The sequence below is a fragment of the Tardiphaga sp. GW821-FHT12E02 genome (assembly GCF_058807155.1).
In genome coordinates this window covers 3,442,921-3,469,604 of record NZ_JBXAQK010000001.1, presented here as the reverse complement: position 1 = coordinate 3,469,604, position 26,684 = coordinate 3,442,921, and the positions used below count along the sequence as shown (strand labels likewise).

At 62.0% G+C, this 26,684-nt stretch carries 26 protein-coding genes; 8 read left to right on the top strand and 18 right to left on the bottom strand.

Annotation, left to right across the window (positions count from 1 at the left end):
* Nucleotides 1-59 precede the first annotated feature (59 nt).
* Nucleotides 60-1,094 (top strand): glutamine synthetase beta-grasp domain-containing protein, encoded by a 1,035-nt coding sequence (locus tag AC1RQ5_RS16420; protein ID WP_398476434.1) that lies wholly within the window; start codon nucleotides 60-62, stop codon nucleotides 1,092-1,094.
* A 174-nt stretch (nucleotides 1,095-1,268) separates the two neighbouring features.
* Nucleotides 1,269-1,775 (top strand): GNAT family N-acetyltransferase, encoded by a 507-nt coding sequence (locus tag AC1RQ5_RS16415; RefSeq protein ID WP_493200314.1) that lies wholly within the window; start codon nucleotides 1,269-1,271, stop codon nucleotides 1,773-1,775.
* A 193-nt stretch (nucleotides 1,776-1,968) separates the two neighbouring features.
* On the opposite strand, the gene argC is transcribed toward AC1RQ5_RS16415, so the two are convergent.
* The 7 genes from argC to AC1RQ5_RS16380 all read right to left on the bottom strand — a co-directional run bounded on the left by argC (nucleotide 1,969) and on the right by AC1RQ5_RS16380 (nucleotide 7,844).
* Nucleotides 1,969-3,027 carry an N-acetyl-gamma-glutamyl-phosphate reductase gene (gene argC / locus AC1RQ5_RS16410; protein WP_398476437.1) on the bottom strand — a complete coding sequence of 353 codons (1,059 nt, stop codon included), beginning with the start codon at nucleotides 3,025-3,027 and terminating at the stop codon, nucleotides 1,969-1,971.
* On the bottom strand, nucleotides 3,024-3,710 hold the full coding sequence (locus tag AC1RQ5_RS16405) for an FMN-binding negative transcriptional regulator (protein WP_493200312.1): 687 nt from the start codon (nucleotides 3,708-3,710) through the stop codon (nucleotides 3,024-3,026). The genes argC and AC1RQ5_RS16405 overlap by 4 nt, the downstream gene beginning before the upstream one ends.
* A 211-nt stretch (nucleotides 3,711-3,921) precedes the next feature.
* Entirely contained in the window at nucleotides 3,922-4,323 is a 402-nt protein-coding gene (locus AC1RQ5_RS16400; protein ID WP_493200310.1) for a type II toxin-antitoxin system VapC family toxin, read from the bottom strand.
* Nucleotides 4,320-4,595, bottom strand: a complete 276-nt coding sequence (locus tag AC1RQ5_RS16395) for an AbrB/MazE/SpoVT family DNA-binding domain-containing protein (protein WP_493200309.1) — start codon at nucleotides 4,593-4,595, stop codon at nucleotides 4,320-4,322. The genes AC1RQ5_RS16400 and AC1RQ5_RS16395 overlap by 4 nt, the downstream gene beginning before the upstream one ends.
* A gap of 81 nt (nucleotides 4,596-4,676) precedes the next feature.
* Nucleotides 4,677-5,663, bottom strand: coding sequence for an MBL fold metallo-hydrolase (locus AC1RQ5_RS16390; RefSeq protein WP_493200307.1), 987 nt, complete (start codon nucleotides 5,661-5,663; stop codon nucleotides 4,677-4,679).
* A gap of 141 nt (nucleotides 5,664-5,804) precedes the next feature.
* A complete protein-coding gene (locus AC1RQ5_RS16385; RefSeq protein WP_493200305.1) occupies nucleotides 5,805-6,335 on the bottom strand; it encodes a DedA family protein in 531 nt (176 codons plus the stop codon).
* A gap of 60 nt (nucleotides 6,336-6,395) precedes the next feature.
* A complete protein-coding gene (locus AC1RQ5_RS16380) occupies nucleotides 6,396-7,844 on the bottom strand; it encodes a caspase family protein (RefSeq protein ID WP_493200304.1) in 1,449 nt (482 codons plus the stop codon).
* Nucleotides 7,845-8,078: 234 nt separating this feature from the next.
* On the opposite strand from AC1RQ5_RS16380, the gene AC1RQ5_RS16375 reads away from it, so the two are divergent.
* The 5 genes from AC1RQ5_RS16375 to AC1RQ5_RS16355 all read left to right on the top strand — a co-directional run bounded on the left by AC1RQ5_RS16375 (nucleotide 8,079) and on the right by AC1RQ5_RS16355 (nucleotide 12,514).
* Nucleotides 8,079-8,459: a hypothetical protein gene (locus AC1RQ5_RS16375; RefSeq protein WP_493200302.1), complete on the top strand. Its 381-nt coding sequence runs from the start codon at nucleotides 8,079-8,081 to the stop codon at nucleotides 8,457-8,459.
* A gap of 110 nt (nucleotides 8,460-8,569) precedes the next feature.
* A complete protein-coding gene (gene parE, locus AC1RQ5_RS16370) occupies nucleotides 8,570-10,615 on the top strand; it encodes a DNA topoisomerase IV subunit B (protein WP_493200300.1) in 2,046 nt (681 codons plus the stop codon).
* A 59-nt stretch (nucleotides 10,616-10,674) separates the two neighbouring features.
* Complete coding sequence (locus AC1RQ5_RS16365) at nucleotides 10,675-10,866, top strand: hypothetical protein (RefSeq protein ID WP_493200298.1); 192 nt, start codon at nucleotides 10,675-10,677, stop codon at nucleotides 10,864-10,866.
* Between the two features lie 85 nt (nucleotides 10,867-10,951).
* Nucleotides 10,952-11,722, top strand: coding sequence for an SDR family NAD(P)-dependent oxidoreductase (locus AC1RQ5_RS16360; protein ID WP_493200296.1), 771 nt, complete (start codon nucleotides 10,952-10,954; stop codon nucleotides 11,720-11,722).
* Between the two features lie 21 nt (nucleotides 11,723-11,743).
* A complete protein-coding gene (locus tag AC1RQ5_RS16355) occupies nucleotides 11,744-12,514 on the top strand; it encodes an SDR family NAD(P)-dependent oxidoreductase (protein WP_493200294.1) in 771 nt (256 codons plus the stop codon).
* A gap of 12 nt (nucleotides 12,515-12,526) precedes the next feature.
* Here AC1RQ5_RS16355 and AC1RQ5_RS16350 read toward each other — a convergent pair whose 3' ends face one another.
* The 3 genes from AC1RQ5_RS16350 to AC1RQ5_RS16340 are packed head-to-tail and all read right to left on the bottom strand — an operon-like array spanning nucleotide 12,527 to nucleotide 17,633.
* A complete protein-coding gene (locus AC1RQ5_RS16350; RefSeq protein ID WP_493200292.1) occupies nucleotides 12,527-13,372 on the bottom strand; it encodes an amidohydrolase family protein in 846 nt (281 codons plus the stop codon).
* A gap of 4 nt (nucleotides 13,373-13,376) precedes the next feature.
* Nucleotides 13,377-16,505, bottom strand: coding sequence for an efflux RND transporter permease subunit (locus tag AC1RQ5_RS16345; protein ID WP_493200290.1), 3,129 nt, complete (start codon nucleotides 16,503-16,505; stop codon nucleotides 13,377-13,379).
* A 3-nt stretch (nucleotides 16,506-16,508) separates the two neighbouring features.
* Nucleotides 16,509-17,633, bottom strand: coding sequence for an efflux RND transporter periplasmic adaptor subunit (locus tag AC1RQ5_RS16340; RefSeq protein WP_493200289.1), 1,125 nt, complete (start codon nucleotides 17,631-17,633; stop codon nucleotides 16,509-16,511).
* Between the two features lie 181 nt (nucleotides 17,634-17,814).
* Between AC1RQ5_RS16340 and xth the strand changes: the two genes are divergently transcribed.
* On the top strand, nucleotides 17,815-18,606 hold the full coding sequence (gene xth / locus AC1RQ5_RS16335) for an exodeoxyribonuclease III (RefSeq protein WP_493200287.1): 792 nt from the start codon (nucleotides 17,815-17,817) through the stop codon (nucleotides 18,604-18,606).
* Nucleotides 18,607-18,739: 133 nt separating this feature from the next.
* Here the strand turns inward: xth and AC1RQ5_RS16330 are convergent, their stop codons facing one another.
* From AC1RQ5_RS16330 to pdhA, 8 genes are all read right to left on the bottom strand, one after another.
* The gene (locus AC1RQ5_RS16330) at nucleotides 18,740-19,558 is read right to left on the bottom strand and encodes a tetratricopeptide repeat protein (protein ID WP_493200285.1); all 819 of its coding nucleotides are present in this window, start codon (nucleotides 19,556-19,558) and stop codon (nucleotides 18,740-18,742) included.
* The gene (locus AC1RQ5_RS16325) at nucleotides 19,545-20,072 is read right to left on the bottom strand and encodes a hypothetical protein (protein WP_493200283.1); all 528 of its coding nucleotides are present in this window, start codon (nucleotides 20,070-20,072) and stop codon (nucleotides 19,545-19,547) included. Before AC1RQ5_RS16325 ends, AC1RQ5_RS16330 begins: the two co-directional genes overlap by 14 nt.
* A gap of 397 nt (nucleotides 20,073-20,469) precedes the next feature.
* The gene (gene lpdA / locus AC1RQ5_RS16320; protein ID WP_493200281.1) at nucleotides 20,470-21,888 is read right to left on the bottom strand and encodes a dihydrolipoyl dehydrogenase; all 1,419 of its coding nucleotides are present in this window, start codon (nucleotides 21,886-21,888) and stop codon (nucleotides 20,470-20,472) included.
* Nucleotides 21,889-21,891: 3 nt separating this feature from the next.
* Nucleotides 21,892-22,314, bottom strand: coding sequence for an endonuclease domain-containing protein (locus AC1RQ5_RS16315; protein ID WP_493200279.1), 423 nt, complete (start codon nucleotides 22,312-22,314; stop codon nucleotides 21,892-21,894).
* A gap of 70 nt (nucleotides 22,315-22,384) precedes the next feature.
* Entirely contained in the window at nucleotides 22,385-23,737 is a 1,353-nt protein-coding gene (locus AC1RQ5_RS16310; RefSeq protein ID WP_493200277.1) for a pyruvate dehydrogenase complex dihydrolipoamide acetyltransferase, read from the bottom strand.
* A 2-nt stretch (nucleotides 23,738-23,739) separates the two neighbouring features.
* Entirely contained in the window at nucleotides 23,740-24,045 is a 306-nt protein-coding gene (locus AC1RQ5_RS16305) for a DUF5076 domain-containing protein (RefSeq protein ID WP_398476473.1), read from the bottom strand.
* Between the two features lie 16 nt (nucleotides 24,046-24,061).
* Nucleotides 24,062-25,474 carry a pyruvate dehydrogenase complex E1 component subunit beta gene (locus tag AC1RQ5_RS16300; protein ID WP_493200276.1) on the bottom strand — a complete coding sequence of 471 codons (1,413 nt, stop codon included), beginning with the start codon at nucleotides 25,472-25,474 and terminating at the stop codon, nucleotides 24,062-24,064.
* A 33-nt stretch (nucleotides 25,475-25,507) separates the two neighbouring features.
* A complete protein-coding gene (pdhA, locus tag AC1RQ5_RS16295; protein ID WP_398476477.1) occupies nucleotides 25,508-26,536 on the bottom strand; it encodes a pyruvate dehydrogenase (acetyl-transferring) E1 component subunit alpha in 1,029 nt (342 codons plus the stop codon).
* Nucleotides 26,537-26,684 lie beyond the last annotated feature (148 nt).

The following is a 26,684-nucleotide window of genomic DNA, read 5'->3' as shown; positions in this document are numbered from 1 at the left end:
TTGTCCAGAGTTTACTCCTGCCGGGGTTCACTCCTTTCGCCAACTCGTGAGAGACCTGAATGACCAAGTATAAGCTCGAGTATATCTGGCTCGATGGTTACAAGCCGACGCAGAGCCTGCGTGGCAAGACCCAGCTCAAGGATTTCGATGCCTTCCCGACGCTCGAACAGCTGCCGCTGTGGGGCTTCGACGGCTCGTCCACCGAGCAGGCCGAAGGCCGTTCGTCGGATTGCGTACTGAAGCCCGTCGCCGTGTTCCCGGACGCAGCCCGTGTCAACGGCGCGCTGGTGATGTGCGAAGTCATGATGCCCGATGGCGTCACCCCGCATCCGTCCAACCATCGCGCCACCATTCTCGACGATCCCGGCGCATGGTTCGGCTTCGAGCAGGAATACTTCTTCTACGAGAACGGCCGCCCGCTCGGCTTCCCGGCTGATGGTTTCCCGGCTCCGCAGGGCCCCTACTACACCGGCGTCGGCTTCAAGAATGTCGGCTCGGTCGCGCGCGAGATCGTCGAAGAACATCTCGACCTCTGCCTCGCCGCCGGCATCAACCACGAAGGCATCAATGCCGAAGTGGCCAAGGGCCAGTGGGAATTCCAGATCTTCGGCAAGGGCTCCAAGAAGGCCGCTGACGAAATGTGGATCGCGCGCTACCTGCTGCTCCGTCTGACGGAGAAGTACGGCATCGATATCGAATTCCACTGCAAGCCGCTCGGCGACACCGACTGGAACGGCTCGGGCATGCACGCCAACTTCTCGACCGAATATATGCGCACGGTCGGCGGCAAGGCTTACTTCGAAGCCCTGATGGCCCAGTTCGACAAGAACCTGATGGACCACATCAATGTCTACGGTCCGGACAACCACATGCGCCTGACCGGCAAGCACGAAACCGCCCCGTGGAACAAGTTCTCCTACGGCGTTGCCGACCGCGGTGCCTCGATCCGCGTCCCGCATTCGTTCGTAAAGAACGACTATAAGGGCTATCTGGAAGACCGCCGCCCGAACTCCCAGGGCTGCCCCTACCAGATCGCGTCCCAGATCCTGAAGACGATCTCGGAAGTGGCCACCGACGCAAAGGCTGTCGCGTAAGCTGCGCACTGAACTGAATGCGAAGCGGCCCGGATGCAAATCCGGGCCGTTTTGTTTTGGCGCTTGCCTATATGTCGAGTCACGATCGGTCGGCTGTCTGGTAAGACGGCGACGCGCATGATGACGCGCGCATCTGTTTCAACCGACAGGACGGCGATGTCTTCCGAACCATCAGTGACACATCCAGTCGAATTCAACTGGTGTCACGACGCAACCGCGACCGACGCCGTTCTTGGCATCCTGCTCGCTTATGATGATCCCGCTTATATCTCTCATTCGGAGCTGCAATACGGCGTTGCTGACGACATCGGTCGATGGGCTTCGGACCGCGCGATCAAGGCGCGAAAATATCTCGAAGGCCTGCTCGCGAATGGGTCCGGCGATGAGGTGATGATCGCAACAGCGACACAGGACGGCATGCTCGTGGGCTTTGCTTTGGTCGAAATCTCGCGGCTCAATCGGGAACGGCCTTTTGCGACCATCCACGACGTGCTGTTTTCGCCGACGGTTCGCGGCCATGGGCATGGCAGCGCGCTATTCGACTGGCTCGCGGAGCAATGCCGCACACGCGGCGTGACGCGCTTCTTCCTGGAGAGCGGCGTCGACAACCATCGCGCCCATCATTTCTTCGAGCGACACGGATTTCGGCAGACCTCGATCGTGATGATGCGCGATCTGTGAGGTTTTGATAATCTTCAGAAAGAAACGGCCCGGATTGAAATCCGGGCCGTTTTGTTTTTATGCGGTGCCTCACTCCACCCTCATCCTGAGGAGCGGCCGCAGGCCGCGTCTCGAAGGATGGCGGCAGACACCAGAGCCAGGCCAACTCATGGTTCGAGACGGCGCTACGCGCCTCCTCACCATGAGGGCGGAGTTACGGGAACATCGCCGGCTGATCGATACCCAGCGTCTCGGCAAAACCCAGCACAAGATTCATGTTCTGCACCGCCTGCCCCGACGCGCCCTTCGTCAAATTGTCCAACGTCGAGACGATGATCGCGCGGCCAGGGATACGGTCCGCGGCGACGCCTATGAAGGTCATGTTGGAGCCGCGCACATGCCGCGTATGCGGCGTCTTGCCGAATGGCAGTACGTAGACGAACGGCTCCTTCTCATACTGCTTCACCAGGATCTCGTGCAGCTCCTCGGCGGTCTTGCCGCGCCGGCCGCGGACATAGATCGTCGAGAGGATGCCGCGGTTCTGCGGCAGCAGATGCGGCGTGAACGAGACGATGACCTCCTTGCCTGCAGCTTTCGAGAACTGCTCATCGAGCTCGGCCATGTGCCGGTGCTTGCCGACGCCATAGGCGTTGAAGCCGTCGGAGACTTCGGAGAACAGCATCTCTTCCTTGGCCGAGCGGCCGGCGCCGGTCATGCCCGACTTGGCGTCGATGACGATCTCGTCGGTTTCGATCGCCTTGGCCTTGATCAGCGGGACCAGCGGCAGCTGGGCGCAGGACGTGTAGCAGCCGGGATTGGCGACGAGACGCGCCTTCTTGATGTCGCGCCGATACACTTCGACGAGGCCGTAGACGGCTTCCTTCTGCAGCTCCAGCGCATGATGCTCGTGGCCATACCATTTCGCATAGGCGGCGGGATCGCTCAGCCGGAAATCGGCCGAGAGATCGACGACCTTGATGTCCGGCGCCTTGGCCAGGACATCCTGCAGCACTTTTTGCGTGGTCGCATGCGGCAGCGCGCAGAATACGAGATCGATGCCGGCCGTGGTCCAATCGACGCTGTCGATGGTCACCAAAGTCGGCAGCTCATACGGCGCGAATTGCGGAAACACGTCGCCCATCTGCTGACCGGCGCGTCGGTCGGCCGTGAGAATGCTCAGTTCGACCTTCGGGTGGCGCAGCAGCAGCCGGACCAGTTCGGCGCCGGTGTAGCCAGAGGCGCCCAAAATGGCGATTTTCTTCTTGTTGCTCATCCCATAAATCCTTCCGCCTCGGCCATATCAGTCAAATGTGACGTCTCTTCCGCAAACAAATGCGGCCGTAATTTGCGCATCGCGCCCGAAATCTCCACGGCCGCCGGCTCCGGCCGCATGGCCAGCGCGCTCATGACAGCCAGATGATCGGCGTCGGACTTGTGCTGGTTGAGCTTGAAGCTGCCCTCCACCTCATCCACCGCCATCACCACGCCGACGATCGCCTTCTTCATCGCCTCCAGCCGCCCGGCCGCCATCTTGTCGGAGGTCCAGGGCGGCTTCGGCGCGAGCCAGCTTTCGAACCTGGCGCTCAGCGCGTCAAGATGCGGACCGAGCCTGTGATCCGGGAGAAGCCGCGCGGGGCCGGTGAGATGCACCGCCTGATAGAGCCAGGTGCCGACCTGATCGGGCGAGACGTACCAGTCGGGCGAGACATAGGCGTCGGCGCCGGTGACCGCCATGGCCCATGGCGTCACACCGTCGGCTAGCTTGAGCAGCGGATTCTGCCGCGCCAGATGGAAGGCCAGATGTGGCGTGCCATCCCGGCCGTATTCCAGATAGAACGGCACCGCGGAGCCGACCGGCTTGCGGCCGTCGAAGGCGCACAACGTCCCGAAGCCACGCGCGTCCGCGAACGCCAAGGCATCGCTGCGGTCGGTCTGGAATCTTGGCGGGGTATACATGTCAGGCTCCTTCGGGGGTGAAGGCCGCCGGATGGATCGCGCTGCTGTTCGGGGGAGAGACTGCCGCGGACCGTATCCGGCGGCAGTGAGGCGATCCTTAGAGACGAGCGCCTGCTGCCGCGGGAATGCGGCGACGGCGGGCGATGGCGCTGGTCACGAAATCGATCATGGCCGCGGACATAGAGGCGCGGGCGGGAAACGTCAAGGTTGTTTATGAAGACAGTAGCCGGGCTGCGGTCCCCTGCTTTTCGAGCAGCCTCACCGCTTTCTTATCGAACGACACAAAAGTCTCGCCACCAAGCCATCGCCCTTCGAACGCGATCACCCCGTCGGCAAAATCTCCGCCGGCATCGAGGATCGCCAGACCTGCCTCGACGGCCGCACGGTCGGTCACGACGTTGCGGATATTGAGAATGCGACGGATAGCATCGGCAACATCGCCCCTGTCGATCCGATAAACATGATCGAGCACCCAGACGAATTCGCAAAGTGCGTGGACGCTCACTGCGATCAGCTCGGCATCTTTTAAAGCCGCAGTCGCACGTCGTTGTTGCAGATCATCGTCCCCTTTAACGAGACGCACCAGCACATTTGTATCAACGCCGATCTTCACTTACGTCTGAGCCCGCGCAGACCAGCTGCAGCACCGGCATCCGCGATCGCGTCATTGAGTTCGTCGATCGTCAGCCGGACGCCGTTTCCTTTGCCGTCGAGAAGCCCGCTGAGCTCATCCCAGGAACCATTGCCTTGATCGGCCTTCAGTTCGGCCCGACCATTGGGCAAGAGATCGACTCTGATCTTGTCGCCCGGCTGAATGCCGAGATGCTTGAGCACGTCCTTCCGGAACGTAACCTGGCCTCGTGCGGTAACCGTCAATACCGTCATGATCTGACCTCCGAACAACCTCAAGAGTAATGCAAAAATGCATTACTCTCAAGGTCCGTACAGAAGCTGTTTGTCGCGAGATTACACCGGGCTCCACGGCGCCGGCACGATGCGGTAGCCGCTGCCGTCCTTGACCACGTGGCCATTGGCCGGGAACGGATAGTGGAAGCCCTGCACGCGCATCTTCTCGGCCACCAGCATGTCATAGACCTTGCGGCGGGTGGCTTCGGCCTGGGCCGGATCCTGGTCAAACATCAGGTGCCAGCCGGGATTGGTCGCAAACAGCGCCGGCTGATTGGTGATGTCGGACTGGATGAACAGCTTGTCGCTGCCCGACGACAGGATGAACGAGGTGTGACCCGGCGTGTGGCCGACGGCCTCCACGGCGAGCAGGCCTGGAGCGACGTCCTTGCCCCACTCATAGGGCGTGACCTTGCCCTTGAGACCGTCATTGAAGAGTTTGCGGTTGCTGGCGAACAGGCCCTTCATGCGATCGCTGGACGCCTTGGCGAGTTCGCCGTCGTCGTTCCAGTACTTCCACTCCACGGCCGGCACCAAGATTTCAGCATTCGGGAAAGCCGGCGTGCCATCGGCCGCGAGAAGACCATTCACATGGTCGCCGTGGAAATGCGAGATCACCACCGTATCGACATTCTTCGCGTCGATGCCGGCGGCCGCGAGGTTACTGGCGAACTGGCCGACATTGCCCTTGGTTGCAGCGAATGCGCCCGGGCCGTTGCCGGTGTCGATCACCACCAGCTTGCCGCCGGTGTTGATGGCCAGCGGCGCGAAGTGGATGGTCATCTTGTCCTTCGGCAGGAAAGACTTTTCGAGCTGCGCGTTGACCTCGTCCTTCTTCGCATTCAGCACAAAGGTGTCGGCCAGCGGAAAGGTGTTGGCGCCGTCTGAGATCACGTTCACCTGGGCATCGCCGACCTTGTAGCGATAAAAGCTCGGCGCTTGCTTGTCGGCGAGCGGCGCAGCGGCCTTGGCGGGGATTGCTGAAACGAGCGGCGTTGCTGCAAGCGCAGCGGCGCCGGTGAGAGCCTGACGACGTGACAAGTCCATGATCCATCCCTCCAGTGAAACTGACCAGCATGATGCCGGGCAAATGTCGCAGCGATCTTTATCAGCGGTTTGACATTTCCGCGAGACAGCAGATCGCCCAGCGCCCGATCAACACCTGGACGAGACGATTATTCCGGTAAGTTACTTGAGTTTGAGGGCCCATTCGGTGGCGACCGACAATGCATCGCCGCACATAATGAGCACGCCCGCCCAAACAAAGGCCGATGTAAAATTGGCGAGCTGGAAGCGCCAATATGGCATTTCAAAAACGCCGGCCACCAGCGGCACCGACGCACGCAGCGGACCGGAAAAGCGCCCGATGAAAATACTCGGGACGCCCCATTTCTGGATGAAGGCCTCGCCGCGCGGCAGCAGGTTGGGATATTTCGACAGCGGCCACATCTGGGCAACGCGGTCCTTGTATTTGAAGCCGAACCAGTAAGACAGCCAGTCACCCAAGGCGGCGCCAATGGCTCCGGCGATCAGCACCGGCCATATGCTGAGATCGCTGGCAGCGACCAGCGCGCCGATTGCAACCAGCGCGCCCCAGGCCGGGACCAGCAACGAAATGAATGCGAGTGACTCGCAGAAAGCAAGGATCAGGACGATGGGTGCAGCCCAAGCCTGATGCTCCCTCACAAATTCTGTGAGGCCGTGGAAAGCGTCTGCCATGGCGTGACGTCTTGCCAGAGCCGCCGGTCAAATGCCAGCCACAGCCCTGCGACATGATCATCACGGTTTGCGGAGGAAATAGTCATCGCCGCCCAGCGAACCGTAGACAAACGGCTCCTGGGTCTGTCCCGTGGCCGCCATGACGTCATCGCGAACCAGGCCAAAAAACTTGCGGATCTCGACGCCGGGCTTTTGCATGTTGCGGATCAGCGCAGTTGCAAAAGGACTATTGGCCTGCCCGGCCACACCATCCGATGCCACCTGCCCGGCCTTGGCCGCATAAGCCACGAGGGTCGCGCTCGATTCCGGTTCGATCCGGGCAAGCCCGCGCCCCACGGAGCGGCTGGCGACCGTCTTGGCCATGTCGCGCAGGAACGGATTGTCGCGGCATGCGTCCAGAATGACCAGCCGCAACTTTCGCGCGCTTTCGACACTGGTCAGTACGGAGTCCAGAGGCACCGCCTCGAACTGGACGGAACGGTCGGTCTTCAGCTTCGCATCGACCGGGATGAGATAGTTGATGCCATTCACCTCGATCCCGTGCCCGGCATAATAGACGACGGCCCAGTCGGCCTGCGACGCCTCCGCCGAGAACGCATTCAGCCTCTCGCGCATCGCCGTGGCGGTGAGGTCATTGTCGAGATGCACCGTCTTGAAGCCGGCGGCCCGGAGCGAGTCCGCGACCGACCTGGCATCGCTGTTTGGATTTGGCAGTTTCGGCACCGAAGCGTAGGCGCCATTTCCGATCACCAGCGCCACGCGGGTCTCGCCACCCGGTGCGTCCTGCGCGATCACAGTTGGTGTTGGATCGGCAGCAGGTTCGGGCGCGGCCATGACAACCGGCGGTGCCGGCTTGGACGCCGTGGCGAGGCCCATCGCGCGCTCGCGGGCCTCGGCCATTTCGCGCGGGGTGACGGATGATGGATCAACCCGGCCGGCCTGCGCGAAATCCGCTTTCGCTTTCTCGCTTTGCCCGATCTGCTCATAGGCCATGCCGCGCGCGACAAAGGTCTTGCCGGCGCGCGGGTCCATGCGTGCCGACTCGTCCAGATTGGTGAAGGCACGCTCAACGTCGCCCTTGCCCTGATAGGCCACGCCGCAAACGCGATAGGCGACCGCATTGCGCGGGTTGACGCGAATGATCGCATTGCAATCATCGAGTGCCTTGTCGAACTCGCCGTTCTTCGAATAGGCCGAAGCACGATTGAGCACCGTGACGGTGTCGTTCTGGCCGAGACCGATCGCTTGCGTGTAGTCCTTGACCGCCTCGTCATATTTCTTGAGCTGGAAGTACACGGCACCGCGGGTGGAATAAGGAAGCGCGGCATTGGGGTGACGCCGGATCAGGTCATCCAGCGCCGCCAGCGACCGCGCATAATCCCCCTTCTTGAACAGCGAAACCGCAGCATTGTTGGCACGTGCGACAGACGCGTTGTTTTCGGGGACGTTCCTGACGGTTTGAGCAAGCGCTGGCGATGTTGCGGTCACCACTGCAAGTGCCAGTGCCATGCCCCATCGTCGAAAGCTCCGTCCCGTCATGCGCTCGTCCTTTCCCGTCACTGCGGTGAGTGGCTACCACACAGTGTCCGATCCCCGAAAACCGGACATGACGTCCGATGGCGCATCCCGAACTCGTGACCGGTATCGCTGAACCATCCTTGGGTTGCGTCGCCTAATAGGCTCTCCGCCGGCTTGCCGATAACGGCTCCCCGCCGGCCAATCATAATCCAAGAGGATGAGAAGATGATCGGATCGCTGATGATCTGCGTGAGCGCTGTCGTATTGCTGGTCGGGATGGTTGCCGGCATCGTCATGGGCATCAAACAGGACTTCCTGCTGTCTCCTGCACATGCCCACCTGAACCTAGTCGGTGGCGTGCTGCTGTTTCTGTTCGGGCTATATTATCGGGTGGTACCGACCGTTGGTCGCAGCCTGCTGGCCCGGGTTCAGGGCTGGCTGCATATTGTCGGCGGGCTGATGTTCCCGATCGGGATCGGCATTACGCTTTTGGCCAATCACGCCTATATGGCGGTTCCAATCATCGGCTCGCTGATCATGCTCGCAGCCATGGTGCTTTTCGTGGTGATCGTGCTACGCACCGAGCGCTCCGCCGCCGTGGCCTGACCCCGGCGTCGCTGGCCGGTTAGCCCATGGACAGCCCAGTCGTGGCATAGTCATCCCAACGATTCGCCGCGACATGCCGCGGCGATACATCAGACAAGACTTCAAGACATATGGCCAAGGCACTGAAACCAAAAGACAAAGCCGACCTTTTTGGATCGGCCACCCCGAAATCCGCTACGCCCGCCAAGGCAGCCCCCAAGGCTGCCAATGCGGAAGCCGGCTACACTGCCGCCGACATCGAGGTGCTCGAAGGCCTTGAGCCGGTGCGTCGTCGGCCGGGTATGTATATCGGCGGAACCGACGAAAAGGCACTTCATCACCTGTTTGCGGAAGTGATCGACAACTCGATGGACGAGGCGCTGGCGGGCCATGCGACCTTCATCGAAGTCGAGCTCGCGGCCGACGGCTTCCTCACGGTGTCCGATAACGGCCGCGGCATCCCGGTCGATCCGCACCCAAAACATCCGAAGAAGTCGGCGCTCGAAGTCATCATGTGCACGCTGCATGCGGGCGGCAAGTTCGACTCCAAGGTCTACGAGACCTCAGGCGGCCTGCACGGCGTCGGCGTCTCGGTAGTCAACGCCCTCTCCTCGCTCTGCGAGGTCGAGGTCGCGCGCAACCAACAGCTCTACAAGATGACCTTTGCCCGCGGCATCCCGCAGGGCAAGTTGCAGGAGCTCGGCAAGGTCCATAACCGCCGCGGCACCCGGGTGCGCTTCAAGCCGGACACCGACATCTTCGGCGCCAAGGCCCATTTCAAGCCGCAGCGCCTGTTCAAGATGGCGCGCTCGAAGGCCTATCTGTTCGGCGGCGTCGAGATCCGTTGGAAGTGCGATCCCGAACTGCTCAAGGGCATCGAGGATACGCCACCGGAAGCCACCTTCCACTTCCCCGGCGGCCTGAAGGACTATCTCGCCGCAGCGATCCACGCCGACACGCTGGTGCATCCGGAGATCTTCTCAGGCAAATCCGGTCGCAACGGCTCCCATGGCGCCTGCGAATGGGCCGTCGCCTGGACCGCCGATGCCGACGGCTTCATGGCGTCCTACACCAACACCGTGCCGACGCCGGATGGCGGTACGCATGAAAGCGGCATGCGCAGCGCCATGCTGCGCGGCCTGAAGGACCACGCCGAGCGCGTCGGCCAGGGCAAGCGCGCCGGCACCATCACCTCGGAAGACGTGATGGTCGGCGCCGCCGTGATGCTGTCGGTGTTCGTGCGCGAGCCCGAATTCCAGGGTCAGACCAAGGACCGCCTGGCCACCGCCGAAGCCCAGAAGATCGTCGAGCAGGCCATCAAGGACCCGTTCGACCACTGGCTCTCGGGCAATCCGGTGCAGGCCAACAAGCTGCTCGAATTCGTGCTGGAGCGTGCCGACGAGCGTCTGCGCCGCCGTGCCGAAAAGGAAACCTCGCGCAAGACGGCGGTGAAGAAGCTGCGCCTGCCCGGCAAGCTGGCCGACTGTACCAATACCGCGACCGAAGGCTCGGAACTGTTCATTGTCGAGGGTGACTCGGCCGGTGGCAGCGCCAAGCAGGCGCGCGACCGCAAGACGCAAGCCATTCTGCCCCTGCGCGGCAAGATCCTGAACGTCGCCTCGGCGACCAAGGACAAGCTGACGGCCAATACCCAGCTCGCCGACCTCATGCAGGCGATCGGCTGCGGCACCGGACCCCAGTATCGCGAGGAAGACTTGCGCTATTCGCGCGTGATCATCATGACCGACGCCGACGTCGACGGCGCGCATATCGCATCATTGCTGATCACTTTCTTCTACCGGCAGATGCCGAAGCTGATCGACGAAGGGCATCTCTATCTCGCAGTACCCCCGCTCTATCGCCTCACCCATGGCAGCAAGACGGTCTATGCCCGCAACGAGGCGCACCGCGATGCGCTTTTGAAGAGCGAGTTCAACGCCAATGCCAAGGTCGATATCGGCCGCTTCAAAGGTCTTGGCGAGATGATGCCGGCGCAGCTGAAGGAAACCACCATGGATCCGTCGCGCCGCACGCTGCTGCGCGTGCAGCTGCTGCCGGACGATCGTGAAGGCACCGCCGACTCCGTCGAGCGGCTGATGGGGACCAAGGCCGAAGCACGCTTTGCCTTCATCTCGGACAAGGCAGAATTCGCCAGCGACGAATTGCTGGACGTCTAAGACTTTCGCCACGTCCCGTTGAAACTCAAACGGCGCGCGCGCGTAACCTTGTTATGCGTGTGCCCTTTTTGACTCTCGGAATATTCGCCTTCCTGATCGGCGTGCTGTGGATCGGTCAGGGCACGGGCATCGTGCCGTGGCCGCGAACGAGTTTCATGATCAACCAGATGCCGTGGGCCTATTATGGCGCCGCACTCGCTGCCGTCGGCATTGGCCTGATCGGATTCGTCTTCTCTCGCCCCTCCGCGTAAATCCTCTTCCATCACCTCGTCGCTCTTGCGATGATCCCGGTCAGGCGCGCCAGAGAACGCGCCGGCAAAGAACGGGATGGATGATTTGACCAACCAGCTTTTTGATCTGTCGGGCCGCGTGGCCATCGTCACCGGTGGCAATGGCGGTATCGGGCTCGCAATGGCACGTGGACTTGCCGAAGCCGGCGCGGCGGTCACCATCGCCGATCGCAACGCCGACAACTCGGCAATCGCTAAAACCTCGCTCGAACGCGCGGGTCATCAGGTTCTCGCTTGCGTGACCGACGTGACTGATCCCGACTCGGTGGCGGCGATGGTCGCAGCAACGCATGACCGATTCGGGCGGATCGACATCCTGATCAACAATGCCGGAATTAGTGTATCCGCGCCGCTCGCGGAGATGGCACTTGCCGACTGGCAAAGGGTGATCGACGTCAACATGACCGCGCCCTTCATCTGCGCGCAGGCGGTCTATCCCACGATGAAAGCCGCAGGCGGCGGCAAGATCATCAACATTGCCTCGGTGCTGGCACAACTCGGTGCGGGAGGTGCTGCGAATTATGCATCCAGCAAAGGCGGCATCCTGCAATTTACCCGCTCGCTCGCAACCGCGTGGGCCGCGGACAACATCCAGAGCAATGCGATTCTGCCGGGCTGGATCGATACGGACCTCACCAGCCGCGCCAAGGAGCGCGTCCCCGAACTACATGACCGCATCATATCGCGCGTGCCCGCCGCGCGCTGGGGCCGCCCGGACGATCTCGCTGGCGTCGCTATATTTCTTGCAAGCGCCGCATCCGACTTCGTCAATGGTGCAGCACTCACTGTCGATGGCGGGTTCTCCATTCAAAGCTGATTTCGTGAAGAGGACGACACGATGACCAAAGGACTGTTCGATCTCACCGGCCGCGTGGCCATTGTCACCGGCGGCAATGGCGGGATCGGCCTTGGCATGGCGCGCGGGCTTGCCGCGTCTGGCGCATCCATCGTGATCGCCGGACGCAATCAGGCGAAGTCGGAAGCGGCCGTCACCGAGCTTGCCACAAGCGGCTTGAAGGCGATCGCCTTGACTATCGATGTCAATGACAGCGCCGCCGTGAAGGCCATGGTCGCCGATACGCTGCAGGCGTTCGGACGCGTCGATATCCTCATCAACAATGCCGGCATGAATGTGCGCAAGACACCGGACAAGCTCGCACTGGACGAATGGGACAGCGTCATCAAGACCAATCTCACCAGCGCTTTCGTGATCTCGCAGGCCGTCTATCCGGCCATGAAGGAAGCTGGCGGCGGCAAGATCATCAATATCGGTTCGATGATGTCGATCTTCGGCGCGAGCTTCTCGCCGGCCTATGGCGCCAGCAAAGGCGGCATCGTGCAATTCACACGCTCTTGCGCGATTGCCTGGGCACCCGACAACATCCAGTGCAATGCGGTTTTGCCTGGCTGGATCGATACGGAGCTGACGCAGAACGCACGGCGCGAGGTCGATGGCCTGCATGACCGCGTGCTCGCGCGTTCACCTTCAGGCCGCTGGGGCGCGCCGGGTGATTTCGCGGGGATCGCCGTGTTCCTCGCATCGCGTGCGTCGGATTTCGTCACCGGTGCCGCCATTCCGGTGGATGGCGGCTACTCGGTGCAGGGCTGATCGCGGAGCGATTTACTTCTCCGCGAACAGCGCCCGCGCATTGCCGTGGGCGATCTTCTTCGCAATCGCCGGCGGTAGCTGCGCTAGCCAGGCGCGGTAGTTTGCCATGATGTCGTCATAGCTCGCCCAGCGCTCCGGCACCCAGGTGTCGGAGCCGACCAGGAAGCGATCAGGATAGGTCTCGAACAGTTTTCGCCATTCCGGCGTCAGCTTGCCGCCGCCATCGACGATCCCGCTGCGATAGGACAGCTCGCCCCACAGTTTTGGGTATTTTGCCAGCATCGCCGCGACGCGGTCAGCGCCAAGGCTGAAGCCGGTATGCGCCCAGATGATTTGCGCTTTGGGATTATGGCGCATCAGGATTTCGACGGCCTCTGCATCCGCATGCGCATGCAGATAGAGGTTTTTCTCGACAGCGAAATCAACGGTCTTCTTCACCATCTCGGTATCGGCCGCCTTGCCGGTGAGATGGAACTCACCGACGCCACGATAGTAGCCGCGCTTGTACTCTTCCTGCACGAGATCGAAGATCACGGGATCGTTGAACCACGAACCGATATCCGCGCGGATCCGATACGGCCGGATGAACGGCACGACCTGCAAGCCGCCGGCCTTCCCTTCCGCCTGCTTGTCCATCAGCGCATGCGTCCCGGTATTCGGGCGGCTGGTGGCGAGGATGCCGGTGACGCGGTTGCGCTTGAAGACCTCCAGCACTTCGTCGGGCTGATAATAGGGCTTCGGCTCCCAGTTGTAGTGCATGTGGGCGTCGAAGATTTCGATCGGCTCGTTGGCGCGCGCCGGCGCTACAAGGCAGATGGCCGCTATAACTGCTGCGCTGAACGCTTTCATCGAGATCATTTTCTTACTCCGCCGCAACGGCGCGTGGCCGGCCGTCGATCTCGTCGTCCACGACCTGCGGCTGCAGCTTGCGCTTCAGCTTGAGGTCGATGCGATCAAGATAGATGTAGATCACCGGCGTGATGTATAGCGTGAGCAGCTGTGACAGGCAGAGACCGCCCACCACGGCGACGCCGAGCGGCTGGCGCAGCTCGGCGCCTGCACCGGCACCGATGGCGATCGGCAGCGTGCCGAAAATCGCCGCGAAGGTGGTCATCATGATCGGGCGGAAGCGCAGCAGCGCGGCTTCGCGGATGGCGTGTTCCGCCGACAGGCCGACGCGACGACGGTCCAGCGCGAAATCGACCATCATGATGGCGTTTTTCTTGACGATGCCGACCAGCATCACGATGCCGATCATCGCAATGACCGACATTTCCATCTTGAACAGCATCAGCGTCAGGATGGCACCGATGCCGGCTGACGGCAGGCCGGAAATGATCGTGATCGGATGGATGAAGCTCTCGTAGAGAATGCCGAGGATCACGAAGGCCGCGAACACGGCCGCAAGGATCAGCACGCCCTGCCCGCGCAGTGAATCCTGGAACACCTGCGCAGTACCAGAGAAACCGGTCGCGATGGTCACGGGGAGCTTCGAGTCGCTTTCGATCTTGGTGATCTGGTCAACCGCATAGCCGAGCGAATAGCCGGGCTGCAGGTTGAAGGAGATCGTCACCGCCGGCTGCTGGCCCTGATGATTGATCTGCAGCGGGCCGACCGTCGGCACCAGTTTTGCAACCGCACTGAGCGGAATGGTCTGGTTACCAGAGGTCTTCATATACAGCTTTGACAGATCGCTGGGATCGATGCGGAACTGCGGCTGCGCCTCAAGGATGATCTGATAATCGTTGGTCGGCGTGTAGATGGTGCCGATCTGTCGCGCGCCAAAAGCGTTGTAGAGCTGGTTGCGCACCTGGTCGACGGTGATGCCGTAGACTGCCGCTTTTTCACGATCGATGTCGACGGTCATCTGCGGGTTCTTGATGTAGAGATCCGTCGTGACATCGAGCAGGCCCGGCACCTTCGCGATCGCCTCGCGCATTTCCGGCGCGAGACGATAGAGCTGCTCGGTGTCGCTGCTCTGGAGGACGTATTGATACTGGCTCTTCGACGGACGCCCGCCAATGTTCAGATTCTGGATACTCTGGAAGAAGGCCTGCAGGCCCGGCACCGCCGTCGCCTTCTGACGCAGACGCGCCATCACGATCGGCGCCGCTTCACGCTCCTTCTTCGGCTTCAGCGCGACGAACAGACGGCCATAGTTCGCGGTCGCATTGGGGCCGCCGGAACCAACGGTGGAGTTGATGTATTCGACCGCAGGATCGGATTTCAGTATATCGACCAACGCCGCCTGACGCACCCGCATGGCCTCGAACGAGGTGTCGGTAGCGGCTTCGGTGATGCCCGTGAGGAAGCCCGTGTCTTCCTGCGGGAAGAAGCCCTTGGGCACCACCATATAGAGCCAGATGGTGCCGCCGAGAGTCGCGAAGGTCACCATGAGCATCACGGCCTTGTAGGCCAGCACACGATCGAGGGTCCATTCATAGCCCCGCAGCCATGCCGCGAACATGCGTTCGAACAGGCGCAGGACGATGTTGTCCTTGTGGTTGGGATCATGCGCCTTCAGCACGCGCGCACACAGCATCGGCGTCAGCGTCAGCGACACGAAGCCAGAGACGATGATGGCGACCGAGATGGTGACCGCGAATTCGCGGAATACACGACCGACGATGCCGCCCATCAGCAGCACTGGAATGAACACCGCGATCAGCGAGAAGGTGATCGAGATGATCGTGAATCCGATTTCTCGCGCGCCTTTCAGTGCGGCCTCGAACGGTTTCATGCCGTGTTCGATATGGCGGACGATGTTCTCCAGCATGACGATGGCATCGTCCACGACAAAGCCGACCGACAGCGTCAGCGCCAGCAGCGTCATGTTGTTGATGGAGTAATCCAGCATGTACATGACCGCGCAGGTGCCGAGGATCGAGATCGGTACAGCCAGCGCGGGGATGAACGTGGCCGAGGCCGAGCGCAGGAACAGGAAGATGACGATGATCACCAGCACCACGGCGATCAGCAACGTCTCCTCGACATCGGCGACGGCTTCACGGACCGAGACCGAGCGGTCCATCATCATATTCACCTCGACCGAGGCCGGGATCTGGGCACGCAGCGCCGGCAGGCGCTCGCGGACGGCATCGACGACGGCGACGGTGTTGGCATCGGGCTGTTTCTGGATCGCCAGCACGATGGCGCGCTTGCCGTTCAGCCATGTGCCCGCCTTGTCGTTCTCGACGGCGTCATAAATCTTCGCGACTTCGTTCAGCTTCACCGGCGAGCCGTTGCGCCAGGCGACGACAATCTGGCTGTAATCGGCCGCCTTGGTCATCTGGCCGGAGGCCTGCAGGGATATGTCCTGCTTCGGACCGTTCAATGTGCCGACCGGCGTCGAGGAATTGGCGCGCGACACCGCGCTGCGAATGTCTTCCAGCGACAGGCCACGCGCGGCCGCTGCTTCCGGATCGGCCTGGACGCGGATGGCGAATTTCTGCGGCCCGTAGATCAGCACCTGCGCCACGCCGGGAATCTGCGACAGCGCCTGGCCGATGGTGATGTCCCCGAACTCGTTGACCGCGGACAGCGGCAAGGTTTCCGACGTCAGCGCAATAAAGAGCACCGGGAAATCGCCCGGATTCACCTTCCGAAAGCTCGGCGGGATCGTCATCTCGATGGGCAGCCGCCGTTGCGCGATGGTCAGCGCCGTCTGCACGTCGAGCGCTGCGGCATCGATGCTGCGATTGAGATCGAACTGGATGGTGATCTGCGTCGTGCCTTGGGACGACGACGACGACATCGAGGAGATGCCGGCAATCGTCGAGAGCTGGCGCTCGATGACGCCGGCGACCGAGGCCGCCATCGTGTCGGCGCTGGCGCCCGGCAGCGTCGCCGTCACCGCGATGGTCGGGAAGTCAACTTTCGGCAGCGCCGAGACCGGCAGCAGGCGGAAGCCGAAAATGCCAAATGCGATGATCGTCGCCGTGATGAGCGTGGTCATCACAGGGCGACGGATGCAGATCTCCGAGAGGGTCATGGCTCAGGCCCCGGCCTTGCGTTTGCGCGCTTCGACCTGGGTGCCCTGGGTCAGCAGCAACTGGCCATCCACCACCACGTCCTCATTCCCGGACAGGCCGGTGGTGATGACCGACTGGCCCTGGAACGTGCGATCGACCTCGACCGGCTGGACCTGCGCCTTGCCGTCTTTCACCACGAAGACAAAGTTTCCGGTCTGGCTGCGCTGTACGGCGACCGTTGGCACCGTGACGCCGTCCTCGATCCGGATGATGAGCTTGGTCTGAACCAGAGTCCCCGGCCACAGGATCTCGCTGGCGTTATCCATAATGCCGCGGACCGTGACCATACCGGTGGTGGAGTCGACGGTGTTCTCGATCATGGCGACCTTGCCGGCCTCTGAACGCTCACTGTTCGGAATCGTGGCGATCACCTTGGTGGTGCCGGCCGCAATGGCATCGCGCAGATCGGCAAGCAGGCGCTGCGGAATCGTGAAGGTCACATAGACCGGCGCCATCTGGTTGATGGTGGCCAGCGGCGCCGTATCGGCCGGCCGCACGAAATTGCCGATCTTCACATTGGCGGCGCTGATCCGGCCCGAGAACGGCGCCTTGATGATCGTGTAGCTCTTCTGGACCTTGAGATTGTCCAGCATCGACTGATCGGCCTTGATGGTGCCGGCCAGAATGTCGGTCTGGGTCTTGGCGTTGTCGACGCTGACCTGGGTGGTGGCGCCCTTGCCGATCAGATCGCTGAAGCGCCGAACATCGCGCTCGGCGCCGGCGAGTTGCGCCTGGTCACGGGCCAGCGTGCCTTCGGCCTGTTCGATCTGGGCGTCGATCTGGCGCGAATCGAGGGTGAAGAGAAGATCGCCCTGATTGACCTTGGCGCCATCTTCGAAATGGACGGAGGTGATAGTGGTCTCGAGCCGGGATTTGAGGGCCACCGAGGAGATCGGCGTCACCATGCCGATGGAGTCAACATCGACCGGCACCGGCTTGCGCTCGGCCTTGGCAAGCTCCACAGCGACGATGCGTGCGCGGGGCTGGGTTGGGGCCTTATCACCGGCCATCCACTGGGAACGTGTGGCATAGCCGGCGACGGCGACGCCTGCGAGGACGACAACAGCAGTCAGCGTGCGTTTCTTCATGTGGCCTTCGTCACCTGGTACAGTCTTTTTGGTCGAAGTTCGGGTGTCGCCCCCCGTATCCGTCCCTGACTGTTTGTCTCGGCGCCTGTGCGCTTTAGGCTTAAAGCGTATCATGACGCCGCAGGGGATGGTATGCCACCGCGACGCAATTTTGCCATTGTTGTTACCGGAATCCCATCAGATGAGAATTGCCACCTGGAACGTGAACTCGGTCCGCCAGCGGCTGGATCATCTGCTGACCTGGCTCAAGGAATGCCAGCCGGACATCGTCTGCCTGCAAGAGATCAAATGCATGGACGACGCTTTCCCGCGCGAGCCCATCGAGGCGCTTGGCTACAACGTCGTCACCCACGGCCAGAAAACGTTCAACGGCGTCGCCCTGCTCTCCAAGTATCCTCTGGACGAGGCAACGCCCCGCCTTGCCGGCGACGATCTGGATGAACATGCCCGCTTTATTGAAGGCGTGGTGTCGCTGAAATCCGGCGTCGTGCGGGTTGCCTGCCTGTATCTGCCGAATGGCAATCCAGTGGACACCGAAAAGTATCCCTACAAGCTGCGCTGGATGGAGCGGCTGCGCGAATTCACCAAACTACGGCTGAAGACCGAAGAGCCGCTGATCCTTGCCGGCGACTTCAACGTCATCCCGGCGGCCCGCGACGTCCATAATCCCGCGGCCTGGATCAACGACGCCCTGTTCAAGCCCGAGACCCGCGAGAGCTTCCAGTCCCTGCTCGGCCTCGGCATGACCGATGCGCTTCGCGCGGTCACCGACGAGCCCGGCCAATACACGTTCTGGGACTATCAGGCCGGTGCCTGGCAGAAGAACTGGGGCATCCGCATCGATCACCTGCTGCTGTCACCGCAGGCCAGCGACAAGCTCGTCGATGTCGGTATCGATAAATATGTTCGCGGCTGGGAGAAACCGAGCGACCACGTGCCGGTGTGGATCGATCTGGATCTGGAAGCGGCATGACGAGCTAATGCTGTCATCGCCCGGCTCGAGCGGGCGATCCAGTAAACGGTGCTGCCAATGTTCAGGATGCCAGCGCCAAGCCGGTGTCTACTCGATCACCCGGTCAAGCCGGGTGATGACAATCGAAACTATTTCAATCCCGCTTGCCCTGCACCCAGTGCTCGAGCATCTGCAGCGCCATGGCGCGGTCGTCTTCGGAGGCCTTGGCGATGGCCTTGGCGTAGCTGTCGCGGATCCAGGTGTCGTCCGGGCCGGCATTGTCGCGGGCCAGCGTCAGCCACATCAGGCCACGGGCCATCTGGCGCGGCAAAGCCTCGCCGTTGAACAGCATCTGGCCGAGCAAGGCTTGCGCCTGGTGCTGGCCCTTCTGCGCGGCAAGGCCGAGCCAGCGCACACCATACTTGGCGTCTCGCGGAGTGCCGATGCCCTTCAGATACAGGCGGGCAAGATCGTATTGCGCGTCGGCATTGCCGAAATAGGACGCGGCATAAGAGAACATCTCGCGCGCGCGCTCGGTATCGGACTTGATCTTCGAATTCGGGATGCCGTCGAGATAATAGCGGCCGAGCGCCACGAAGGCGTTCGCGACGATCGCCGCCTGCGGCGCCGATGGCGAGTCTTCAGCATGGGCATTGGCGATGCGGCTGAAATATTCGAACGCGCGCAGATCGTCCTGGGCCACGCCATTGCCGTCGGCATACATCCGGCCGAGCTTCCACTGGGCGATCGGGTGGCCGCCTTCGGCGGCGTATTGCAGGGCGGTGAGTGAATTCTCGGCTTTGGCGGCCGGCTTCTTGGCGATCGGGGCCGGCACGCCGGGCATTGCCGGAAGCACGGATGGTGCAACATCGCTGCCGCCCACCGGCGAGCCGTCAAAGGCCAGCGCCGGCCCGGCCACGACGACCGCGCTCCACGCCAACGCCACAAAAACGATACGCTCAAATATCCGCATAACTATGTTTCTCAAGGTCGCCGCCGGAAAGGCTGGCGCCCGCACTGGCAAATCGGTCTCGTTCAACGACGCTCGTATGTAGTCCCGACGCGGCATTGGTCGCGCAGGCAGTCCGTTTGGACTTGCGCGCATCCCATCCGCGATCGGTCAACTTTCCGTTAGAAATCCCTGCGCCGGACGAGGTCACGGTGAACAACACGTCTATGGCCTGATTCCCTGTCACCCCAACGACATCGCCGGACGCGGCGCTGTGTTCGTCGGCAGAACGCAAACCGTCCTGGTGGGAATGTGGGGTCACGGCCGCCGGGTTCTCCGCAATCATCCAGCACGCATCGGCAGACCCCTGCGGGGCCTCCGGATGGAGCGCTGTCATCGTCAACAACGGGATGCTGGCAATCTCTGCGATGTCTTTGACGACATCACGGCTGACTGGGTGCAAACCGGAGACAAACGGAGTCTTTTTGAAGATTTCGTGATGCCGGGACACATGATGGCTGGGCACATTGCCGGCCATGAACGGCCAATGCAGGCCAGCCGCCTTATGGCGACCCTGCAAACGCGGCTTGATGTTCGTCCCGACGTCCATCGCGAACCTGGTGTCTCGGGCCGCTCCAAGGATCCGGGACAATCCCACTGACATCCCGCCGATCTGGAGCACGCCCGCCTTACTGGCTGACGAGACATGATCTCACGAAGACGTGTGGCCAAATAGCGGCGGCGGCGCTCGCCACCGCTGGACAGGGTTAAATGCTGGGGAACTGTGGCAGGCGAGCAACAGGCGTTGCAGGCAGGCAACCATAATCGGGAGGACGTCGGATGGGTTAAGCGGAGCGAAAACCCATCACCACCTGCGCGAAGGGTGATGGGTTTTCGCTGCGCTCAACCCATCCTACGCTTCCTACTTAACGGCCTCAGGTATTCAATACCCGGCCATAGGCATCGAGAACGGCTTCCTTCATCGTCTCCGAAATGGTCGGATGCGGGAAGATGGTGTGGAAGAGCTCTTCTTCCGTCGTCTCAAGGTTCATGGCGACCACGAAGCCCTGGATCATCTCGACGACCTCGGCACCGACCATATGGGCACCGAGCAGCTGGCCGGTCTTCTTGTCGAAGATCACCTTCACCATGCCCTGGTCCTCGCCCTGAGCGATCGCCTTGCCATTGGCCACGAATGGGAAGCGGCCGACGCGGATCTCCTTGCCGGCTTCCTTGGCCTTGGCTTCGGTAACGCCGACCGAGGCGATCTGAGGATGGCAATAGGTGCAGCCCGGGATCAGGGTCTTGTCCATGCCATGCGGGTTCATGCCCTTGATGGCCTCGACGCAGATCACGCCCTCATGCTCGGCCTTGTGGGCCAGCATCGGCGGACCGGCGACGTCGCCGATGGCATAGATGCCAGGGACATTGGTCTTGCCGTATTTGTCGATGACGATGCAGCCACGCTCGGTCTTCACGCCAAGCTTCTCAAGGCCGAAACCTTCGATATTGCCGACCACGCCGACCGCCGAAATGACGCGGTCGAATTCCTGCTGCACCGGCTTCTTGCCGTCATCGATGGTGGCAACGACGCTGTCGGCCTTCTTGTCGAGCTTCGTGACCTTGGTATTGGCGAGCACCTTGATGCCCTGCTTCTCGAACTGTTTTCGCGCAAAGGCGGCGATCTCGGCATCTTCCACAGGCAGGATCTGCGGCAGCACTTCCACCACGGTCACCTCGGCGCCGAAGGAGCGGTAGAACGACGCGAATTCGATGCCGATGGCGCCGGAGCCGACGACAAGCAGCGACTTCGGCATCTTGTCCGGGTTCATCGCCTCAAAATAGGTCCAGACCAGCTTCTTGTCGGGCTCGAGACCCGGCAGCGCACGCGGGCGGGCGCCGGTGGCGACGATGATGTGTTTGGCGGTGTAGCTGCCCTCGCCCAGCGAACCTTTCGGCGCTTCGGCCTGGGATTTCTTCACCGAGAACTTGCCCGGCGCTTCCAACGTGGCTTCGCCCCAGATGATGGAGATCTTGTTCTTCTTCATCAGGAATTCGACGCCGCCGTTCAGGCGCTTCACCACGCCGCGCGAGCGCGCGATGACGGCCTTGATGTCGAAGGAAACGTTGTCGGCGGACAGGCCGTAATCCTTGGCGTGCTGGAAGGCGTGATACATTTCCGCCGAGCGCAGCAGCGCCTTGGTCGGGATACAGCCCCAATTGTTGCAGATGCCGCCGAGATAGGCCTTCTCGACGATCGCCGTCTTGAAGCCGAGCTGCGCGGCACGAATGGCCGTCACATAGCCGCCGGGACCGGAGCCGATGACGACGACGTCGAAGGAATTATCGGACATGGGTTACTCGCTCTTGCTTCCCTCTCCCCTTGTGGGAGAGGGTGGATGCGCGCCCCTTGGCGCGCAGACGGGTGAGGGGTTGGTCTGGGCTGCGTCGTAGATGGCTTCGAGCACCTGCTCCGAGCGCAGCAAAATGTCGTTATTCCAGAAACGTAGGACGCGAAAACCTCGCTCTTTCAAATCCTGATCGCGGCGTTCATCGCGCTCACTCTCTGCATGCTGGCTGCCATCGGCCTCGACGACCAAACGTCGTTCAAACGAGACGAAATCGACGATCCAAGGACCAATCGGCACCTGCCGGCGAAACTTCAAATTTGTTAGGCGGCGGGATCGCAGCAAGCGCCACAGCGTCTTTTCAGTCTCGGTCGCATTCACTCGCAGGGATTTTGCGAAAGCGCGCTTCTGATAGGACACAGGCTGGTGCATACCCCTCACCCGTCTCGGCCGCTTCGCGTCCGATCCACCCTCTCCCACAGGGGGAGAGGGAAACAAAAAACTACACCACCATCATCACCGGATTTTCGATCAGCTTCTTGAACGCCGTGATCAGCTCCGCGCCGAGCGCGCCGTCGATGGCGCGGTGGTCGCAAGAGAGAGTCACGCTCATCATGGTCGCGGCGACGATCTGGCCGTTACGCACAACCGCCCGCTCCTCGCCGGTGCCGACCGCCAGGATCGATGACTGCGGCGGGTTGATCACCGCAGTAAAGTCCTTGATGCCGAACATGCCGAGATTGGACACCGACGACGCGCCGCCCTCATATTCATGCGGCTTCAGCTTCTTCGCCTTGGCGCGCGCGGCGAGCTCCTTCATCTCGTTGGAGATCTGCGAAATCGTCTTGATCTCGGCCTGGCGGATGATCGGTGTGATCAGACCAAATGGCAACGCGACGGCAACACCGATGTCGGAATGCTTGTGGCGAAGCATCGCCGCTTCCGTCCACGACACATTGGCTTCCGGAATCTTCTGCAGTGCGACGGCCATCGCCTTGATGACGAAGTCGTTGACCGACAGCTTGTAGTTCGGCTTGCCGTCCTTGTCCTTGCCGGCGGCGGCGTTGATCTCTTCGCGCGCCGAGGAGAGCTTGCCGAGATCGCAATCCACCGTGAGATAGAAGGTCGGCATCGAATTGGTGGCAGCCGTCAGGCGCTGCGCGATCGTGCGGCGCATGGAATCATGCGGCACGCTCTCGTAGGAGCCCTCCTCGTACAGGCCGAGGATCGCCTGATCGGACATCGCGGGCGCAGCCACGCCGGCGGGCGCACCAGATGCTGCACCAGCAGCCGGCGCCTTCAGCGCGCCGCCCGACTTCGCCTTCTCGACGTCTGCCGCAACGACGCGGCCACGCGGACCGGTGCCGTTGACGCGGGCGACGTCGATACCTGCTTCCTTGGCGAGGCGACGGGCCAGTGGCGACGAGAATACGCGCGCTCCATTGGTCGCGGGCGCAGGCGCAGCAGCCGGCTTCGGTGCGTCCTGCTTGGCTTCAGCCTTCGGCTCCGATTTGGCTTCTGATTTCGCTTCCGCCTTCGGCTCGGGCTTCGCCTCGGCCTTGGCTTCCGGCTTCGCCGCACCGCCGCCGCTGGCCGCTGCCTTCACGTCCTCGCCTTCGGTGGCAAGGATCGCGATGATGTCATTCACCGGCACGTCCGCCGTGCCCTCCGCGACCAGGATCTTCGCGATCGTGCCTTCATCGACGGCTTCGACTTCCATCGTCGCCTTGTCGGTCTCGATTTCCGCGATCACGTCGCCGGACTTGACGGTGTCGCCTTCCTTCTTGAGCCACTTGGCAAGGTTGCCCTTCTCCATCGTGGGCGACAGCGCAGGCATCAGAATGTTAATCGGCATTGTCAGTGACCTTGTTGCGACCGCGGCGTGGTGGCGCCCATGTCGGTCGGACGAGCAATCTCGGATTCGAACATCTCGACGATGCGCTGCAGCGCCTCGTCCTCGGTGAATTCGCTCTCGCGCCCATAGGCGCGCGCAGCGTGACGCGCGATATCGACCAGCAGAAGCCCCCACATGTCCGGCTCCTCGAAGGCGCGCATGAACGCGATCGACAACCCGCCATCGACCACGAAAGCACGCAACACTTCGGTTGCGTCCTCGCGTCCCTCGACATCCGGCGGCAGCGACTGTTCCTTCGGACCGGCCATGTCAGCCTCCCCGCTGTTAGCGATAGCAGACGGCCTTGGCGGCAGCGACGACCTCGGCCACCGAGGGCAGCGCGAGCTTTTCGAGATTGGCGGCGTAGGGCATCGGCACGTCCTTGCCCGACACGCGCGCGACCGGCGCATCGAGATAGTCGAATGCGCCTTCCATGATGCGTGCGGCGAGTTCGGCGCCGACGCCGTTCTGCTGCCAGCCCTCTTCCACCGTCACGGCGCGAGAAGTCTTCTTCACCGACTCAAGGATCGTTTCGGTGTCGAGCGGACGCAGCGTGCGCAGATCGATGACCTCCGCCTCGATGCCTTCCTTGGCGAGCTCTTCGGCGGCCTTCAGCGTGTAGGTCATGCCATTCGACCATGAGATCAGCGTGACGTCCTTGCCGGCGCGCACGATCTTCGCCTTGCCGATCGGCAGCACGTAGTCGTCGAGCTTCGGCACTTCGCCGGTCTGGCCATAGAGCATTTCATGCTCGAGGAAGATCACCGGATTGGGATCGCGGATCGCAGCCTTGAGCAGGCCCTTGTAGTCGGCGGCGTTCGACGGTGCGATCACCTTGAGGCCGGGAACCTGCGCATACCAGGCCGAGTAGTCCTGGCTGTGCTGCGCGCCGACGCGGGCGGCGGCGCCGTTGGGGCCGCGGAACACCATCTGCGCGGTCATCTGGCCGCCAGACATATAGAGCGTCTTGGCAGCCGAGTTGATGATCTGGTCGATGGCCTGCATGGCGAAGTTGAAGGTCATGAACTCGACGATCGGCTTCAGGCCGGCCATGGCCGCACCGACGCCGACACCGGCAAAACCGTGCTCGGTGATCGGCGTGTCGATGACGCGACGCGCACCGAATTCCTGCAGCAGGCCCTGGGTGACCTTGTAGGCGCCCTGATATTCGGCGACTTCCTCGCCCATCACGAACACGTCGGCGTCGCGGCGCATTTCCTCGGCCATGGCGTCGCGCAGCGCTTCACGGATGGTCATTGTGACCATCTCGGTGCCCTCGGGAATATCCGGATCGGGCAGCAGTTCGAATTTTGGCGCCTCTGGCGTCTTGGCACCCTTGGCTTCTTCCTTCGGAGCATCGGTCGGCTTGGCTTCCGGCGTCTTCTCGGCATCGGCAGGCGGCGCGGCGTCCGCGGCCTTCTGCTTTGCCGGCTCCGGCTCGGCATTGGCGTCCTCGCCTTCCGCCACGATGGTGGCGATCGGCGTGTTCACCGCGACGTCATTGGTGCCTTCCGGCACCAGGATCTTGCCGAGCGTCCCTTCATCGGTCGCTTCGACTTCCATCGTCGCCTTGTCGGTCTCGATCTCGGCGATCACGTCGCCGGACTTGATGGTGTCGCCTTCCTTCTTCAGCCATTTCGAAAGGTTGCCCTTTTCCATGGTGGGGGACAGCGCGGGCATCAGCACTTGAATTGCCATAGTAACTCCGGATCGCTCTTGCTTGCGCGCTTCTTAGCGGTAGATGTCGGTGTAGAGCTCGGACGCATCCGGCTCGGGATCGTTCTGTGCGAAGTCGGCCGACGCATTGACGATCTCGCGCACTTCGGCGTCGATCGCCTTCAGGTCCTGCTCGCTGACCTTCATTTCCAGAAGGCGGTTGCGCACCTGCTCGATCGGATCCTGGTCGTGGCGGATCTTCTCGACTTCCTCGCGGGTACGATACTTTGCGGGATCGGACATCGAGTGGCCGCGATAGCGGTAGGTCTGCATTTCCAGAATGTACGGGCCCTTGCCGGCGCGGCACCAGGCAACAGCCTTGTCGGCAGCGGCCTTCACGGCGCGGACATCCATGCCGTCGACCTGCTCGCCCGGAATGTTGAACGACACGCCGCGCTTGGAGAAATCGGTCTGCGCCGACGAGCGCACGACCGAGGTGCCCATGGCGTAGCGGTTGTTCTCGATGACGTAGATCACCGGCAGCTTCCAGAGCTCCGCCATGTTGAAGCTCTCATAGACCTGGCCCTGGTTCGACGCGCCATCGCCGAAGTAAGCGACGCTGACCAGATCGTTCTCACGGTAGCGATTGGCAAAAGCCAGACCCGTGCCGAGCGAGACCTGCGCGCCGACGATACCGTGGCCGCCATAAAAGTTCTTCTCGCGGCTGAACATGTGCATCGAGCCGCCCTTGCCCTTGGAATAGCCGCCGCGGCGTCCCGTGAGCTCGGCCATCACACCGTTGGCTTCCATGCCGCAAGCCAGCATATGGCCGTGGTCACGGTAACCGGTGATGACCTGATCGCCATCCTTTAGTGCCATCTGCATGCCGACGACGACGGCTTCCTGGCCGATATAGAGATGGCAGAAACCGCCGATGGCGCCCATGCCGTAAAGCTGGCCGGCCTTCTCTTCAAAGCGCCTGATCAGCAACATGTCGCGCAGCGCGCGCAGCTCCTGATCGCGGTTGAAAGCGGGTGGCGTTGACGACTTGGCGTCATTGCTCGATGCCTGCTCTGCGGGAGCGCTTTTCTTCGTTGCGGCCATGGAAATTCCGGATGCGAGAGAGGAAGTAAGTTCTTCCTACTCCAACTACTTGCGCGGTGAAAGGGATTGCGTCGCGCGGAATGCCACACTGTTATTTCGCACTGCAGCGAGAGTGTGAAACTTTAGAACATGACAGCGACGCGTTTTG